The organism is Candidatus Woesearchaeota archaeon (assembly GCA_030651375.1).
Classification (GTDB): domain Archaea; phylum Nanobdellota; class Nanobdellia; order Woesearchaeales; family UBA12501; genus JAUSFM01.
This window is the reverse complement of the sequence record JAUSFM010000003.1, coordinates 31,832-48,439: the sequence shown is the minus strand read 5'-3', so window position 1 is coordinate 48,439 and position 16,608 is coordinate 31,832. Positions and strand designations below refer to the sequence as shown.

Annotated in this window: 19 protein-coding genes and 1 tRNA gene; 8 read left to right on the top strand and 12 right to left on the bottom strand. The window is 45.7% G+C overall.

Annotated elements, in window-relative coordinates; genetic code table 11:
- The first annotated feature begins 17 nt into the window (after positions 1–17).
- Positions 18–449, top strand: a complete 432-nt coding sequence (locus tag Q7R76_00335) for a hypothetical protein (protein MDO8642025.1) — start codon at positions 18–20, stop codon at positions 447–449.
- A gap of 50 nt (positions 450–499) precedes the next feature.
- Here Q7R76_00335 and Q7R76_00330 read toward each other — a convergent pair whose 3' ends face one another.
- The 3 genes from Q7R76_00330 to Q7R76_00320 all read right to left on the bottom strand — a co-directional run bounded on the left by Q7R76_00330 (position 500) and on the right by Q7R76_00320 (position 5,876).
- Positions 500–4,039, bottom strand: a complete 3,540-nt coding sequence (locus Q7R76_00330) for a DUF1615 family protein (GenBank protein ID MDO8642024.1) — start codon at positions 4,037–4,039, stop codon at positions 500–502.
- The gene (locus tag Q7R76_00325; GenBank protein MDO8642023.1) at positions 4,032–5,168 is read right to left on the bottom strand and encodes a hypothetical protein; all 1,137 of its coding nucleotides are present in this window, start codon (positions 5,166–5,168) and stop codon (positions 4,032–4,034) included. Before Q7R76_00325 ends, Q7R76_00330 begins: the two co-directional genes overlap by 8 nt.
- A gap of 87 nt (positions 5,169–5,255) precedes the next feature.
- Positions 5,256–5,876 carry an HAD-IA family hydrolase gene (locus Q7R76_00320; GenBank protein ID MDO8642022.1) on the bottom strand — a complete coding sequence of 207 codons (621 nt, stop codon included), beginning with the start codon at positions 5,874–5,876 and terminating at the stop codon, positions 5,256–5,258.
- Positions 5,877–5,980: 104 nt separating this feature from the next.
- On the opposite strand from Q7R76_00320, the gene Q7R76_00315 reads away from it, so the two are divergent.
- The gene (locus Q7R76_00315; protein ID MDO8642021.1) at positions 5,981–6,364 is read left to right on the top strand and encodes a DoxX family protein; all 384 of its coding nucleotides are present in this window, start codon (positions 5,981–5,983) and stop codon (positions 6,362–6,364) included.
- A 25-nt stretch (positions 6,365–6,389) separates the two neighbouring features.
- Here the strand turns inward: Q7R76_00315 and Q7R76_00310 are convergent, their stop codons facing one another.
- From Q7R76_00310 to Q7R76_00290, 5 genes are all read right to left on the bottom strand, one after another.
- Positions 6,390–6,824, bottom strand: coding sequence for an NUDIX domain-containing protein (locus Q7R76_00310; protein ID MDO8642020.1), 435 nt, complete (start codon positions 6,822–6,824; stop codon positions 6,390–6,392).
- A gap of 36 nt (positions 6,825–6,860) precedes the next feature.
- Positions 6,861–7,793: a hypothetical protein gene (locus Q7R76_00305; GenBank protein MDO8642019.1), complete on the bottom strand. Its 933-nt coding sequence runs from the start codon at positions 7,791–7,793 to the stop codon at positions 6,861–6,863.
- 41 nt (positions 7,794–7,834) lie between these two features.
- Entirely contained in the window at positions 7,835–8,830 is a 996-nt protein-coding gene (locus Q7R76_00300) for a 3-deoxy-7-phosphoheptulonate synthase (protein ID MDO8642018.1), read from the bottom strand.
- A gap of 105 nt (positions 8,831–8,935) precedes the next feature.
- Positions 8,936–9,271, bottom strand: coding sequence for a PIN domain-containing protein (locus Q7R76_00295; protein ID MDO8642017.1), 336 nt, complete (start codon positions 9,269–9,271; stop codon positions 8,936–8,938).
- Positions 9,272–9,314: 43 nt separating this feature from the next.
- Positions 9,315–9,575 carry a hypothetical protein gene (locus Q7R76_00290; GenBank protein MDO8642016.1) on the bottom strand — a complete coding sequence of 87 codons (261 nt, stop codon included), beginning with the start codon at positions 9,573–9,575 and terminating at the stop codon, positions 9,315–9,317.
- Between the two features lie 134 nt (positions 9,576–9,709).
- Between Q7R76_00290 and Q7R76_00285 the strand changes: the two genes are divergently transcribed.
- On the top strand, positions 9,710–10,447 hold the full coding sequence (locus Q7R76_00285) for a hypothetical protein (protein ID MDO8642015.1): 738 nt from the start codon (positions 9,710–9,712) through the stop codon (positions 10,445–10,447).
- 354 nt (positions 10,448–10,801) lie between these two features.
- On the opposite strand, the gene Q7R76_00280 is transcribed toward Q7R76_00285, so the two are convergent.
- Positions 10,802–11,116, bottom strand: coding sequence for a hypothetical protein (locus tag Q7R76_00280; protein MDO8642014.1), 315 nt, complete (start codon positions 11,114–11,116; stop codon positions 10,802–10,804).
- Positions 11,117–11,347: 231 nt separating this feature from the next.
- On the opposite strand from Q7R76_00280, the gene Q7R76_00275 reads away from it, so the two are divergent.
- Entirely contained in the window at positions 11,348–11,884 is a 537-nt protein-coding gene (locus Q7R76_00275) for a hypothetical protein (protein MDO8642013.1), read from the top strand.
- Between the two features lie 306 nt (positions 11,885–12,190).
- Positions 12,191–13,606 (top strand): hypothetical protein, encoded by a 1,416-nt coding sequence (locus tag Q7R76_00270; GenBank protein ID MDO8642012.1) that lies wholly within the window; start codon positions 12,191–12,193, stop codon positions 13,604–13,606.
- Between the two features lie 34 nt (positions 13,607–13,640).
- Here Q7R76_00270 and Q7R76_00265 read toward each other — a convergent pair whose 3' ends face one another.
- The gene (locus Q7R76_00265; protein ID MDO8642011.1) at positions 13,641–13,829 is read right to left on the bottom strand and encodes a hypothetical protein; all 189 of its coding nucleotides are present in this window, start codon (positions 13,827–13,829) and stop codon (positions 13,641–13,643) included.
- 142 nt (positions 13,830–13,971) lie between these two features.
- Here Q7R76_00265 and Q7R76_00260 point away from each other — a divergent pair, with 142 nt between their 5' ends.
- Positions 13,972–15,225: a magnesium transporter gene (locus Q7R76_00260; protein MDO8642010.1), complete on the top strand. Its 1,254-nt coding sequence runs from the start codon at positions 13,972–13,974 to the stop codon at positions 15,223–15,225.
- Positions 15,226–15,279: 54 nt separating this feature from the next.
- Positions 15,280–15,411 (top strand): hypothetical protein, encoded by a 132-nt coding sequence (locus Q7R76_00255; GenBank protein ID MDO8642009.1) that lies wholly within the window; start codon positions 15,280–15,282, stop codon positions 15,409–15,411.
- 39 nt (positions 15,412–15,450) lie between these two features.
- On the opposite strand, the gene Q7R76_00250 is transcribed toward Q7R76_00255, so the two are convergent.
- Both Q7R76_00250 and Q7R76_00245 read right to left on the bottom strand, forming a co-directional pair.
- A tRNA-Ser gene (locus tag Q7R76_00250) sits at positions 15,451–15,534 on the bottom strand.
- Entirely contained in the window at positions 15,498–15,686 is a 189-nt protein-coding gene (locus Q7R76_00245; GenBank protein MDO8642008.1) for a hypothetical protein, read from the bottom strand. The genes Q7R76_00250 and Q7R76_00245 overlap by 37 nt, the downstream gene beginning before the upstream one ends.
- Positions 15,687–15,743: 57 nt before the next feature.
- Here Q7R76_00245 and Q7R76_00240 point away from each other — a divergent pair, with 57 nt between their 5' ends.
- Positions 15,744–16,592, top strand: coding sequence for a DUF6159 family protein (locus Q7R76_00240; protein MDO8642007.1), 849 nt, complete (start codon positions 15,744–15,746; stop codon positions 16,590–16,592).
- Positions 16,593–16,608: the final 16 nt, after the last annotated feature.

Here is a 16,608-nt window from a genome sequence, read left to right as displayed (position 1 = left end):
CTGCTCATCTCCCCTGTATGGCGCTTGAATTACCTTGTTCGTCCTGCAAAAATCGCTTTCCTATGGATAAGCTAAAATGCCCACCGGGCTCTCAATCAGTGGTCTGTGCTGCATGCATGACGAAAAAAGACAAGCCAGCTTCTCCATCCTCTTTCTTCGGGAGCATCGGCAGCAAGTTAAAAATAAACAAACCCAGCCTGACGGACAGTAAAGAGTGGCCGGTTGTTGGTATGAGCAAGGAGCAGCTTGCTGCGGAAAGCAAAACAAAAAAATCAACCGTGGCAAAGCCCGGCAGCGAACCAATGGGGCAGTACAAGTGCCTTGACTGTGGCTACCGCTTTTCAAAAACAAAACAAACAAAAACAACAATGCGCTGCCCATACTGCAGCAGAACACGTGTTCAGAACGTGATTAATTTAATTCAGGAAGTTGACCAGATAGGAGGTTAGTCGGTAGGATTTAGTAGGGAGTAATCAGTTTTGACAAATTTTAGCAGCATTCAGCAGCGTGCTGAAAGTTCACGGCAGATATTCATTACCTGTGCGCCATATGGCCATGCAGGGATGGTTCCATATGCAGGCTCTCGGCTGTTTTTTATGCGCCACTGTTCTTTTATATGTTGATAGAGGGGCGTTTGTTCAAACAAAGTACCTGAAGCAAGAATATCCTCTCGTTTGAATTCAATCCCGTGCGCCTGTGCATACACGGTTACGGAATCTACTGTTTGGTCACCGAGCCTGCCATCAGGAGTGATTGAGGTTCCTGCAATATCATTAAACTGCTGCTGGAATGCAGCATTCCGTGGGCACCATTCACCGCAATTGTACGCAGCAGCAACCAGTTGGATTTTCTGCTGCCGATCCATATCAGGCGTCACATATTTTGTCCATAGTTTTGCCAACTGCCGCTGGCCATGTTTCACCGCGCCCTCTTTGCCAGTAAGCTCACGGGGACCGTCAAAATCATTCTCGGGAATAACGCCCTGGAATGATAATTCCGCTGCATTTTGTTGTGCATTCTCCGGCAGAAGCTGGTAATAGCCGTAACTAAAATCAGGCGCCCAAGAACCGAGCAACGCAGCAGCGTCTTCTGCTTGTTTTTTTGCTTTGTGATATCCCCAAACACTATCAGTCAGTCCTGATTCCTTGAGACCGACCGAGAGCGTGAGCAACTCAAAGTCCTGTGCATCGCTTTCAGCCAGCGGATACTCCCGCATTCGTTCTTCAGTTGATTTTGTAATTAATGTGCGCCATGTTTCAGCATCATCCACTCCCTGTTTTTCAAGCGATTCACTAAGGGAAAGCGATGGCTCTGCACGCTCCTCTTCATAGGGGCTGGTTCGCGAAACAAATAACACATCACCGGCCTTTGGTGCGTTCATTGCGTTGCGCAGTTTGATTGATTTTGCCAGCGCAGGAATATCACGCTCGGGAACCTGGCGTGCTTGCAACTCCTCTTCAATTGTTTTATAGCGCAACTGCATCGCCTGCACACCGTTCAGGTCGTTATTTGCCGAAGCGTCAGCCATTCGTTTTTCATTCGGGCGCAGGTGTTCATAGAGGGAAAATGAAGGATTGTCATCCAAAAATCTTCCGAAATCTTCTTGGCGAACCGCTTCGACTTCAGGCTGGTTGGGATTTTGATGCCAGAGTTGCGCAATGATAATTTTTTCCACTTTGACAACAGTATCGCGCCCGGGAACAACACGGTGTCCTGATCCATCATAATAATTTCCATCAGGGTGCAAACGAACGCGCTGATACGCATCAGCACCATCATCCTCTTTTTTTACCCAAACCGGGAAGTTGGCCAACAAGGTCGGATTCTGCACGCCGATTTCTTTTTTAAGAAACTGCCCCAAGGAACCGGGTGAAGGATCATAGCTCAAGACTTCAGTGGTTGTGCCGAGTACTTTTGCGACGTGGGTATTCTGGCGGCCGTCTTTCCCGTCGGCAAATGATTCATCGAGATAATTGCTGCCCGTAAAGTACATGCTGATGACGTCGCCTTCTTTAAATGAGCCAAAATCATAGGAAACCTGCGCAGCAAGGCGTGGATCACGCAGTGGCAAATCGCCCCCTGCTTCTTTCCAGTACAAACTCGTTCCGCCATGGTCGCGAATATTTTCTGAAATTTCCCATGCATTGCCATACTGTCCAGTGTACAGGTCAAATGATTGTTTACGCAGCCCATAGGCCTGATAATACCCTCCCTCCAAGCGGGCAAGCCTGCGCACAAAACCAGCGCATTCAACCTGGCTCAAATCCATGTTTGCCGCAATGAAACAGGGCAGGCAATTCTCGCCGCTCATAAACCCTTGGTTAAAAGCAAAAACACTATTCTTGTTTCCTTCCCTCGTCACAATCGCGGCCTGTTTTCCCGCATCATCATACGCAACAATACTAACTGGCAACGGGCTTACGGGATTAAAAAAAGTTTTTTTCCGCGTCAAACGCCCAGTCAGATGGTCATACTGTTCGTTGCCATATGAAAAACTAACCTTGCCTTTTACTTGGACACTCAGTGTGGCGCCTTCAGTTATGGCAACCGTTCCGCCGCTCGGCCTGAAAATCATCGTCGATGAAGCGCTTGCTTCTTGGAAAAAAGCGTCACTGTTCTGCACATCCCAGCGGCCAGTAGGAGAGAGCCAGCCAGCATCGACCGACTGGAGTTGATGGCGTTTGTTGTAGGCATTCTGCCACGCGATAACTTTTGAGCTGGTTGCTGTAGTATATTTTCCGGTTTGCCGATCGCCAATAATCCGCTGAATCATCATGAGATTAAAAAAATCAGTCGTCCCCGGCTCAAACTGGTCTCCGGGTTTATAGCCGCGGTCAGGCACCTCAAGAAACGGCACACTCTGCCCGATTAGTTTTCGTCCCGCAATAACTGAAGCAGGGTCAGCAGCAACTTCGTAGGGATTCGCGCCGGCACTGGCCATAAAGACGTTTTTTCCGTCGGGCGCAAAAAAAACGGTATTTGCAGATGCCCGGCTGTCAAAATCAGTTTTCTCAAAGGCAATTTTTACGCGGTTATTGACACCACGAATTTCATATCCATCAACAACACCTTCATCTCCTTGCTCAACAAACAGCCGCCGAGAAAATGGTTCGCGCGCATCCCCACGCAGTGAGAATGTTCCGCCAATGATATGGGAAAAGCCCCGCAAACGAGTGTCTTGCTGTATCCGATAGCGGTCGGGTTTTCCAGCCCCTGAATCTCCTTTCATAAACATAAGCAACGTCGGCTTGGTAAATGCAAATGGGCCAAATAGTTCTGCCCGCGCAACAACCCGGTCATGCGAGTCAATAACCAAGTTGGTCACCTGCTCAACCGTATTCCCGTCAAACGAGCCCCTAATCAAGGAAATTGAGCCGTCTTTTGCTGCCAGAATCTTTCCCGTAAATGAATGCGCCACTGCTGTTTTTCGGTCAGCGCCTTTGCGCACAAGCACAATGCTTCCATCAGGCTGCACCCCAAAGGCAAAACGCTCTTTGAGCAGGCGCACATTTACTTCGCCGTTGTTTCCTTTCAGCACGCCTAACGCAGTGTATCCCTGCACGTTTCCGTCAACCCGGATATCAACACCGTATGATGAAAGATAGTTGACAAATGCTGGACGCTGGCCATTAATATTTTCTGCGCTTTTGGAAAAAAAGAGCTCTGCAATCTTTTGCTCATCAGCAAGAGACGAGGTTCCTGAAGTGAATGATGCATGAGCAACGGCGTCGCGCGCATATTCGCTAATATACTGTTGGGTGAGAAACAAAATTTTATTGTCAGAAGACAGTTTATTCCACGCATTGAGATTGACCAATGAAGGATTGCGCTGATGGAGCAGGAGAAGGTCAGCAGCAGTGGGATGTTCAATTTTTAAGAACGCATCAAGCGTTGGCTGTTGATTGAACGATAGTTGGATTTGGTTCATTTGATTCGGTGGAGCAGCGAGTAATGAAGGAACATGTATAAGAAAAAGAATAAGGAATACAAACAGGGGGAAGAACAAGCGGGAAGAAGGAGCGGGCAGTTCGTTATTCATGCTCCTTCACCTCAAGAACCATAACCGTGCTGTCCCACGCGCCTGTTTCATCAGTGGCTTTTATTTCAATGATGTGGGGACCAACCATGTTGGGCGTTGGAGTAAATGCAATTTTGCCGGTGCCGATGACCGAATCAGCAACGATGTCAAACAGGTCGCTGTCGTCGGAAAACTGAACTGTATGTGCAATAGGTTGCACAAACTGACCAGGAGCGCGCGCTGCGTTTGTTTTGATGTCAAGTGAGAATGGCGTGCCAACAACTGCAGTCACACTCGCCAATTCATGCTCGTTAATAATGTTGATGCTGCCAGCTGTTTGGTTACTGTCTGATGCGTATTTTGCAGCAAACTGGAATACTGCCGGCATCTTTGTACCAAGACGTGTTTCATCAAATGTTTCGTTGTAGAGCAGCTGATACACCATGACATAATCCGGCGGCTGATTTGATTCAAATGTTTGTAATTCCATGTCACGCGGCGTCTGTTGTGCCATGCATGAAAGGCACAGCGCAAGGTGATTGTCGCCTATAATATTCCTGCTGATGCGAAGCGCCTCGCCAAGGCGTGAGGGAATGACCACTACATACCCGCTAATAGTTATCTGTTCACGAGTATCAACAGAAGTCAGTATTGTCGGAATTGCGGCAGACACGGTTATCTTGCTGGAACTGGTTTGTTCTGTCACAAGGTCAACCACAAACAACGGCACACCAAACGTGATATTGAAATCAGGAAGTTGAATGGTGCCAGTGCAGTTGCGCATGGTGAGAGCGAGATAGTCACCAATTCCTTTTTTGACCGTTTCATCGCTGGGAATAAAAAGCTCATCGCGCACTTGATAATACGGAATCGAAGAAATAAGCGGTGATTCTTCTGCAGCAAAGTCAACATAGTTCTCCGGAGGAACCGCATAACCACCACGGTGCGCCACAAAGAGCACTGCTTCCTTGATTTTTTCCCGCAAGCATTCCGTAACCTGGAGCCGTGCTGATTTTGCAGCAGTGGCAAAAGTGAACGACGAAGATGTTGTTTGCTGTTCCTTTTTTGGTGATGAGAGTATCAAAACAAAAAGGAGGATGATAATTCCCAAAATAAGGTACATACTAATCTGGGCTTTCTTTGAGAGCATCTATCTACCTCGAATAGTAAACAAGATTAAACAACACAAAAGAGCTTTATAAAGTTTCTTTAAAAAAATTCTAAAACGAATACTGAACTACCACTTCACACCAAGCGCCTTGAGGTCATGCTCAAGCTTTTCCGGCGACTCAAACAACAAGGTCTTAATACCAAATGGTTTTGCCTTGTCGAGGAATTTTTGGTGGTCGTCGATGAAGATAGATTCTTCCGGCTTGACGCCGTGCTTTTTTATTTTTTTGGCGAGAGACTCATAAAAATGGGAATCGCCCTTGCTGCAGCCCGCGTCGAATGAGTAGAGGAAATCATCGAATTCATTTTTGAGGTGATAGTGGCGATTGAGGTAGTCTATTCTTGCCTTGAAGTTGCCGGAGAAGACGATGACCAGGTATTTCTTGCGGAGTTTTCTGACGAGTTCCTGCATGGTCGGCTTGGGAATGTACGCCTCAAACCACAACTTTTCAAGCAGGGGAATGAGCTCTTTTTTAATGCCCAGCTCGTTCGCTACACAGCTCCAGAATTCGTCGCGCGTGAATTTTCCCTGCCGGTACGCAAGGCCTTCCTTGCCCGGGCTGCAGCTGAAAATTTCTTTTATTCGCTGTTTTGGTGCAGAAACAAGTTGGGCAACTTCATCAACAAGGGTTTGCGTGGCTGACGTGAAGTACACACCGCCAAGGTCCATGATAATGAGCTTGACCACACACCATGATTACTGGCATGAATATAAAAAGGTAGCTGTTGAAAACCAGAAAATATAAAAATAAGCCGGACTTCTCTTTTTTAACCTGTAAAGGGGGTGTTGTGATGAATGAAGATTTTGGAAAAGTTGTTTTGCGCATATGCGCCGGTTTGCTGTTTCTCGTTGCGGGATTGACGAAACTGATAAATCCCAGTGGAATCAGCGCCATGCTCGGCCAGATTGGCTTTCCGATACCGACGTTGTTCGGATGGCTGCTGCTTCTGTCAGAAGTCGTGTTTGGCGGCGCATTAATTCTCGGCTACAAAGCCAGATATGCGGTGTGGCCGCTCATGCTCGTGCTTGTTGTTGCATTGTTCACGGTGCATATTCCGAACATGAGTTTTGGAAACGGAATGAGCATGATTACCGTGCTATTCCACCTGCTTGGCATTGCAGCGCTGTTGAATATCTACGCGCTTGGGCCGGGGTCTATGAAGGTGGGGAATTAGAAGGATTTTTTTATTTATTTTTTTCTTATTTTTTCTTTTCAAGAATAGTTTTTATCGCGCGAATTCCATTGATGGCCGGCAGCGTCAGTTTTTCTGGCAGCGCATGAAGATCGAACCACTGCAATTCGTCACACTTTTTTGGTTCACAAATGGTAGGCGTACCTGCAACAATTTTGCACAGAAATTGAGGCGTTATCCAATGCTCGTTTTCCTCTTGGATAAAATCGTTGGTCACGCTCAAGAGCTGGAGAAGTTCAATATCGACACCAATCTCTTCCTTGATTTCCCGTTTGACTGCGTCTTCAGCGGTTTCAAAGCGGTCAATGCAGCCGCCGGGAATCGCCCAGTAGCCAACACAGTTCCTGCAGCCAGCGCCTCGTTTCATCAGGAGAATTTGATTGTTCTCATTCAGAATCACAGCGCCGCAGCCAACGCCGATGTAGTCTTTGCCAGGTTTCATGGCACTGAAAAAAAAGAAGGAATTAATAAATGTATCTCAGTGCGTTCCCAAAATTTGGCCAATTTGTTCTCGAGTGGTCACCGCGCCAATGCCCTCAAACACCAGTCGGTTCATGTTGGCAAAATAGTTGTTGCCGTTACCCTGTTCATACACCACACCAACTGCTCCCCGCTCATCGGGGGATTCGACGATATGAACTCTCACGGGCAGTTTGGTGTATTCGCGCCCGTCAATCACGCGCTGGCCGAATGTTTGCTCATAGGCGAGAATTGCATCAGCCCATGTCTCGCCGCGGTTTCTGCTGGGCTGGTCAAAAATGTCGCGAAACAGCGGACTGCCCAGAACGTCCCGCTTCCATACATCGTAGGATAGGATGAACACCGAAACGCCGAGCGCCGGTGGCATCTCAGTAACCAGTTGGTTATAGGCCGCAGCGGAATCAGAATCTGAAACACGGTTGCCTTCAGCGCCAACTGCAGTTGCTGTAATTGGATACACTCCCGGCTGGTTCCACACACCGGGAAAAAGGGCTTGATAAACCGCGCGGGAGCCACGGATGGTTGCGTTCTGCTGCGGCACGGTGATTGTCTCAATTTCACCAAGAGCGTTCGTCAGCTCAAACACTACTTTTTCTGCGTTCTGGGTAATCGCCTGAAACCGGCGTTCACTGCCATAACGGAAATAATCGGAAAAAAAGTGATGATCAATAGTTACCGGAAGAACTGTCGCGTCAGCAGAAACCGCTGCATCTGCAGCTGCATCCTGAACACGGCCATCCAGTGAGCCAGCATCGAGTTCAGCAGACTGCCCTTCACCTTCGCCATTCCCGTGTTCAGGTGGGCGCACGTCAGACTGGGTAGTATCAGCCACACTGCCAGCATCAGGATAACGATAGATATAGACTGTTTTTTCAACAGTGTCACCACAGCCGACGAGGCCGAGCGCCAACAGGATTGGAGTGAGTCTCATATGCCATCAAAAATGGGGTGGAATATTTAAGCGTTTCTAATTTATTTCCGCGCAGCCCGTGCAACGCGCTCAAGCTCGACCGCCGTGATGGCCTGCGCGCCATCAACTCGTAATTTTGTTCGGTCATATCCGACGGGCATGACGTCAATTTCCAGCCCGTGAGCACCAAGCTGCAATGCAGCAGAGCTCATGGCCTCGACCATGTCAGCATGTCCGGTGCTGTGGCTGGGATCAAAAATAATGGGAAGGCAACTTGCTGTTTTGATGGCAGGAATGACACCAAGGTCAGGTGTGTTTCTGCTGTATTCTCCCGAAAGCGACGTCCGTATGCCACGCTCGCAGAGAATAATCTGCATGTTGCCCGTTGTTGCAATATATTCTGCAGCGAGGAGCCACTCTTCGAGTTTTGCAGCACAGTTCCGTTTCAAAATAATAGGTTTGCCGGTTCTGCCCACTTCTTGTAAAAGCTCATAGTTGTACATGTTGCGCATGCCGATTTGGTACACATCAGTTACTGCATTGAGCACGTCCAGATGGCGAGGGTCGAGCACTTCCTGCACCATCGGTTTTTCCGGATAGAGGCGTTTAACTTCCTGCAAAATGTGTATGCCTTCTTCGCGAAGGCCTTGAAACTCGTACGGACTGGTACGCGGCTTGTAGAGAAATCCGCGAAAGACATCGGCGAACGGGGCAATTTCTGCAAAGGTGCGCAGTGCCTGCTCTTCAGTTTCAACAGCGCACGGCCCGGCGATAATGAGAGGATGGGGCATTACGTCTCCAATAACCTGCCTACCAATGGATACAGTGTGGGTTGGCCGAAACTGCCTGCTCACGAGCTTGTACTTGCTCGTGATGCGCCGCACTTCTAACACGCCGGGGAGCGGAGAAAACTGGTCTTCTGCTAATGCACGGGTATCGCCGATGAGGCCGATGACCACTCGTTCGTCGCCGGTTGAGACATCTGTTTTGAAGTCGAGTGCATGAACATGTTCAAGGAGAGCATCAAGAGTTCCATTCTTCTCGGCTATTATAATCATACCGAGGAGCAAAAAGAACCTGAATAAATGCTTTTGGGTACGGTATTTAAACCGTGGTTCCTGAAAAACAAAAAGCTACTCTTGCACCATACGGATGAACAGCAGTCAAAGTTCTATATACTTCAACTTCAGACCTGGAATTTCTTTAAAATCAGTATCGCCAGTGACGAGTGTGTAATCATGTTCCATAGCGAGTGCAGCGATGAAGAGGTCAAAGGTTGCAGGTGCTTTCCCTTTGGTTTCTAATTCAAAGAGAAGATCACAATAGATAATCGCTGTTGGCATGGTTGGATTTAAAAAATGATATTTTTTCAGACCTTCTAAAAGAGCTTGTTTGTTTTTAAGATTTTTATGCCGAAGGCCATAATAAAATTCATAAAACGTAAAAAAACTAAGGAAAATATCATCCTCATCTTCGTTAATAAAAGAAAGTTTTTCAATTACCTCTCGGTTTCCTTTTTCAACTTCAATAAGAATACTGGTGTCAAAGAGATACGTTATGCCGCCTCATTTTAAACGTTTTTTTGAAGTGCCCGCGAATTTTTTTGTAATCAACATCTTTAAGTAAATCTTTGAGCGGTTTTTCCCCAAAGAGGATTTCTTTTGCATTGCCTTTAGTACACTGCTGGCGGTGATCTGCCACCAGCTTGGTGAAGAAGTCTCCCATCTTCATGCCATGGCGTGCAGATTCTGACTTGAATTCGCGCCATTCTTCATCGTTAATGTTCTTGATGCAGGCGTCCATGGATACTCTCAAATAGTGGATTTATATAAATCTTTTGTTTTTTATAACTTGTTATAAAAGTATAATCATTTAATGACCCCTAATTAGTGGTAAACAGAGAAAGGTTCATATAATGGTGCAACGTTGAAAAAAAGATGAAACGCTCATTTCCTGCCCTTGTTTTTGCCGTAGGCCTTGAAACGCTTGTTTCTGGTCGTATTCCCGCACTTGTGCCCCGAGAATTCAAAGAAGTCGTCGTCAGCAGCTCAGCACTTACTGCGTACCATGATATCAAGCAGACAGAGATACCTGATCCGCTTGGTCACCGGCACCTTCTTGGGCCGCATGAGTTTATTGTCCCTGACAAAGTGATGCAAGTTGACGACGCACAAAAAGGGAGAGCACCTGCTGCTGGTTTTTTTCTGGATGAAACATCTCTTTATGATTCTGGGCCACTTATTGGCGGATTACAGAAAGCAGGTTATAGTGAACATGATGCATGGTGGTATTATGGTGTGCTGACCACAATAGGCAATATTGTTATTTCAGAAGAAACATTCCAATCACTTTATTTTCGGGAAATACTTGTTCATGAACGGTTACATAAGCGCATACCAAACCTTCCACACAACGAACATAATATTCTTTCTGATGCGTACAACAAATTGCATCAGCGAAACATCATTCCCGAAGTATTTTTTGCAGAAGTGAAGAAAGTAGGATCAAATCCGATGAACGAATTTTATCCAGCCCTTGTAGGTTTGGCGTATGGTTTTGATGACCTCATGGGAATAAAGATAGAAGAAATACTTTTTAAAGACTATCCCGCAGCGTATCATATATTCGACCACCTTAGAAACGAAGAAAAACAGCGCGTTGGATTGATGAAGTAATAGAATAACATTTTCTCTACCAGTATCCCTTTCAGGTATCATCCCATACAAACATCCCAAACCCCCCCATTTATGCGTCTTGCACCCTATTCCTATCCAACAAGGGGACGTAGAGAGTTTTGACCCCTCAAACTGGTTTGGGGAAAAATTCTGGGAACATGCACGAAAGAGAAGTTTCTTATGGCATAATGACAGAATGGGATGGTTTTTCAAAAACAGGTCATTCGAGATAATGCCGAATAAATAAAAAAGTGGAAAAATGAACAGAAAAAAACGAGTTTTTCGGCCTTGTTTTGGTACGCTTGTGATGAGATCGTTGCGTAGAACGAACGCAATCGATTCTGCTAAAAAGATTTAATCTTTTCTTGTACTACCTTGGCGTAATTTTGTGTACATTTCATCAATTTCAGCCGGCGTCATGCCCGGTTTAACAGGAAATTCATTTGAAAAGTTGAAGACAACACCAACAAAAGCACCGATCTCCATAAGTCCAGTACGGCCAAAGATAAGTCCTGCAATGTAGCCAATACACGCACCGGGCACAAAACCAGTAAAAGCATTGAGTGTGTGTCTTCCTTTATCCAGATTAACATAATGAGTTATAGTACTAAAACGTGCAGTATCAGAACTGTACATTCCAGCCAGAGTATACGCAATTTCTTCAATCATGCCTTCCCGCATCAAGAACAAACTTAAAAGCTTTATGCTTCGCCAGAATAGTTTAAGCGCAAAATGAACAGCTTTTTAATCTTAGTCATCTCTGTCTATCCCCAGATCTGATTTCTGGGCTGAAAATCGCGAGTAATGACAGCAACCTTTTGTTGTTTTTTCATACTGTCGTCGATATTTTGGCAAAATTTAAAAGGGAAACAAAGAGGATATAAACTAAAAACAAAAGAGGTGAAACCCTTCAAAAAAAACAAAATAATCATTCAAGACCACGAGCCGAGCATCAACCCAACCAGCGAAGAGCTGGCTGCGATTATTCTTGCGAGAATCGGCTTAATGCCTCGCAAACAAGGCTCAACTGACAAAATGCATCGCGTTTTGCTTGAATTATACGAGCGCGCAAAGCAGTCGTATCGTCAGAAAAAACCTGAGCTTGCAGTCATGACCGTCGAACAAATGGGCTGTTACGCTGGCATCTCGCGCCAGACCATGTATGACTACCTCAATCGATGGACCACGCTGAATATCATCAATAAAACAAGCTATATTGCCAACAGTAAGGTAACCATTGGCTACAAATTAACAGGCAATACGCTGGAACAATCGTTTGAAAAGGTCATGAACCGAATTAAAATCAACATGGAACTAACCCAACGGTATATTCGGGAGCTCCAGCGGCTGGTGAAGAATGAGAAAATTTCAGAGACCCAGAGCGGCAAGGCAGATGAACCCTTCAAAATTGAAGAGAAAGTTGCGATAGAAGCTTAAAAGTTTTTATCATTTTTTATTTTTTTGAATTTGATACGGTATTTTACCAATTTTAATTCGTTAAAAAGCCGACAGCAAATAGGAAAAATAGCGAATTAAAACGATAAAAAGACGGCACACTATTTTTCCGGCAGATGTCGGGAAAATAACAAAACATGCGCCGGAAAGTGAGCGTACGCTTACGAGATTCTGGCAAAATGAGGGAAAGGGACGGAGAAAGTGAGGGACAGATATACTCTGGTTAATTAACACCCCCGGTAATCATCACACAAAGGTTTAAATACAGCCTCTTTATAAAGCAACCATATGGCCAAAGAAACCCTGCTCAATTGGACTGCTTTTGAAAAGGCACTGGGCAGCGTAGTTGAGGGCGATGAGCCAACCAACGACCAGCGTGACCTGCTTGAGTTCTATCATCTTGTTAAAGCCAACATTGGCACGACCGTTGGCACGGTTGAATTTGAAGATAACCCAACAGTATATGTCTCGCTGGCAGATCTGAATGAAGATGTGGGAATAGTCGACAGTGGAATCACCCACAGCGACGCAGTACATGAACAGCTGAAAAAGTCAGGCGTTCTCGAATCAAAAACAATAAGCGATGATGAGTGGTTCCAACCAAGTAAAGAACCAGTCTTTAATCTTGGAAAACTTGAAACAGCCATCAAAGAATTGGGTGAGGACCATCCAACGACACAGTGTTACAATGCTCTTTTCCTTGCCCTAACAAGCAATGAAATTTCTATTCACACAGCAGATTTCAATGGCAACAGCAGAATTGTCCGGATGGCTGACCTGCATGATGCTGGAGTTGATATTCCGCTCGGCTTTTTCATTCGCTACGTTGAAAAACATGAGATTCCGATTAGTGAAGAAACGGGAGAAGCAGAAGAAATAAACAAACGGCTTACAGATGAAGTAGAACGCCTTACCACGGAATTAATGTTACTCGGACGCCGCTACCAACGACTGAAAGACAAAGAACAAGACATAGAAAAACCAAGCGAACCAGAAAAAGTAACTGTTGCCGGATACATAAACTATCTTGCACAGCTTTTTGTGTACCGCGCAGAGCGAGAAGGTCACATCACGCCGGGATATATCACTCTCGCCGAACAAGAGAGGAACAGAATCCGAGAAACAGGTGAAATACCACGGGCACTGCTTGATAATAAAACAGAAGGAGTGCCTATTAATTCTATTGAAAAAACAAGGTACGTTAGTGAAAATAGAATACTCCGCAGAGTGTTACAGCCGTTTCATATCAGCGATGAGGTGGTACATGCAACTGGCTCATTGTATGCAGCACTCATTGGCCAGATGGTGTTTATGGACATGGTCCCAATAGAACAGATAACAACCTTCCTTGACCTTGGGAAAAAGACTGTTGAAGACGTTCTTGCACAGGCAGAGATACCAAAGGAAACTACCTCTGCACGAGGCATGCCCGAATATGATGTTGACGCTGTCCGCGAAAAACTGCTGCTTCCGGCGTTTGTAGAAGCGCTCCACATCTTTGGCATCGACTGCCAGTATCGAACCGTAAAAGAATCACAAAGCCGCCTTCCTGTTTCTGCAGAAGTAAAACAGCAGCGGTTTGGACAGAGGACTATTGAAGAAATAGAACAACAGCGCACTGGAACAGACGCGCCCTACACGCCACTTATTGACGCCATCAAACAGATGATTCTTAATCCGAATTATTCACGAGAAGTAGCTTGAAGATAAAAAGTAAAAAAAAGATAAAATAAAAAACTTAACACTTCTGGCAATCAGGGCAGTGCGATGCACCGAGCTTGCCGAGACCGACGAGGAGCAACAGTGCACTCCACCAGTTTACGCCCCAGAAATTCCAGACATTCAGGTCTTTCAGCACAAACACCACACCCAGCGCCAGCAATAGTACGCCGCACATTTTTCCACATTTACTACAGCATTTCATCATAGGTACCACCCTCTAAGGTTAATGGATTATACTGGAGAAAGAAGGTTTATAATGATTGTGGTTTAAATAAGGGAAAAGAAAAAGAAGGGAACAAACAAAAAAGGAAAAGCTTTAATAAGAAAAAGAATGCGTAAACCCTTGCATGGCTAAAAAATACCGCCACAACGATTTTACCTACCGGCTTCTGCTATCGCCTGAAAAAAGGATGGCGGTCTTTAACGAGATTCCTATTAACAAGCGTGGATTTATTCTTCTGGGCCTGCCGCGGCGGATACAGCAAGAGATTGTTATCAACACGCCGGACAAGGAACTCATTCCCCTGCTTCATTACCTTGACCCCGACGAAACAACTGATATTATTCAGAATATGCGCGACTACCGAAGCCACCGGATACTGCAGGCGCTGAACGATGACATAAAAGAAAAAGTTGAGTTTCTGCTCCGATTCAACCCGCGCACCGCAGCAGGCCTGATGAGCCTGAATTATGTGCAGGTCGAGCTCAACAGCAGATTCAGAGACGTCTATGGAATTATTAAAAGATATGAGAAGCGCAATCAGAAATTCCCCACACTTCTTGTCGTCAAGGACGGCTATTGCGTTGGCACGCTGCAAGGCCATCTGGTCGTGCTCCACCGCGGAAATGAAAAAATAACGCGGTACATAAAAAAAGTCCCGACCATCCGGTACGACAGCGATGAAACAGGAGTTATCAAGCTGTTCAAGAAATACCGCAACAATAAAGTAGTGGTGTTGGACCACGACAACAGCATCCTCGGACTTATTTATTCTGAAGACGTCCTGCGCCTTATCGAAAAACAGCCGGCACGAAACTTGTATGAATTCGCCGGTGTCACGCAGGAAGAGAGCGTACTTGACTCTGCGTTCATGAAAGTAAAACAACGCTACCAATGGCTCATTCTTAACCTCGCAACGGCATTTCTTGCGGCGTATGTCGTGAGTCTTTTTGCAGAAACTATATCCTCATTCGTCCTACTTGCTGTGTACATGCCAATTGTTGCCGGCATGGGCGGCAACGCAGGAACACAAACACTTGCAGTCGTCGTCCGCGGACTGGCATTAAAAGAAATCCACATGCAAACAGCAAGGCCAGTCATCATCAATGAGGTCACTGCCGGCGCCATTAACGGCCTGATTAACGGCGTTATTGTCGCGATTGTCGCAACACTCTGGAACAAAAATCCGCTGTTGGGGCTTATTATTGGCATATCTATGGTCATTAATCTCGTTGTTGCCGGCTTCTTCGGCACCATCATCCCGCTCATCATGAAAAAGATGGGCAAAGACCCCGCTGCATCAGCCACCATCTTTATCACAACCGCAACCGATGTATTCGGCTTTCTCACGTTCTTGGGGCTGGCGACGCTGATATTGTGAACAGGGCACGAAAAGCATAATCTTTAAATGTGAGTACATCCACTAAATGTTGTTATGAAAAGCGCTAAACCAGAGCACATTCTCCGATTTTTTGGTGTACTCAAAAATAAAAACTGGAAAAAAAGAGAAAAAGAACACCGCCAACTGCGAAAAGAATTTGAGGAACGGCTGAAACAATCCATTTGACCTGTTCTGATAGCATGAATGCCAAAGAAAAAAATAATACGCCGACGCTCGGATTTGAACCGAGATATCCTTTCGGAAACTGGTTTTCAAGACCAGCGCAATACCGGATTATGCGACGTCGGCAATAGGAATGTGACTTGGTGTAGGGTTTTTAAGTTTTTCGTCGTTTTGCGCGGAGCGCTGTTTTCGCCGGAGGCGAAAACGTTCGTCGTGTGCAGCTTTTTGCGCATCAGCGCAAAAAGATTGACCTGTTTATGCGACTGCGGCAATGGCATTTAGTTCATTCAGGTATATTATAAAGGTTTTTATATTAGTTCTTCATTTTTACCCATATGTTCAGCCGATTTACCCGTGGCCTTGCCCTTGTTCAACAGAGCTATGCTGTTCTGAAGCACGATAAAGAAATCATGCTCTTTCCGCTGATTTCAATGATATTGACCGTCGCATTATTTTTTTCCTTTATGATACCGCTCTTCTTTATGAGTGGCGGTGCGCCCCCACAACATTCCAGTATGTACTATCTTGGATTGTTTGGCTATTACCTCATCAGCTATTTTATTGTCATCTTTTTTAATACAGGGCTTATTACCTGCGCGCATATCAGGCTGCATGGCGGCAATCCAACATTCAGCGACGGCATTCGAAATGCAGCAAAACATATCGGCAGAATTTTTGTCTGGGCCCTTATCTCAGCGACCGTTGGAATAGTTTTGCAGATGATTTCAGAAAGATCAAACATGCTCGGCAAAATCGCTGTGGCACTCGTTGGCATGGCATGGAGCCTGCTTACCTTTTTTGTTGTGCCGGTCATGATCTTTGAAAATGTAAGCGTCATTCAATCCATTAAACAGTCAGGGCATCTTTTCAAAAAAACATGGGGAGAGAATGTTATTGGCCAATTTTCAATGGGATTCTTTTTCATGATACTTGGGCTGCTGGGTGTTATTCCCATTGCTGCAGGCATTATCTTAAAGTCGGGTTTGCTGGTGCTAATCTCGCTTCCGTTTGTTGTTTTATATTGGGTACTCTTAGGCATCATTAGTTCAAGCCTCAACGGCATCTTTACCACGGCATTGTACACCTATGCAAAAACAGGAAAAGCGCCAAAGGCATTTAACGATGATTTTGTTCGACATGCATTTGCACCAGTGCCGACACGAATTTCTCACGGGATAATTTGAGATTCGAGTGGCCACC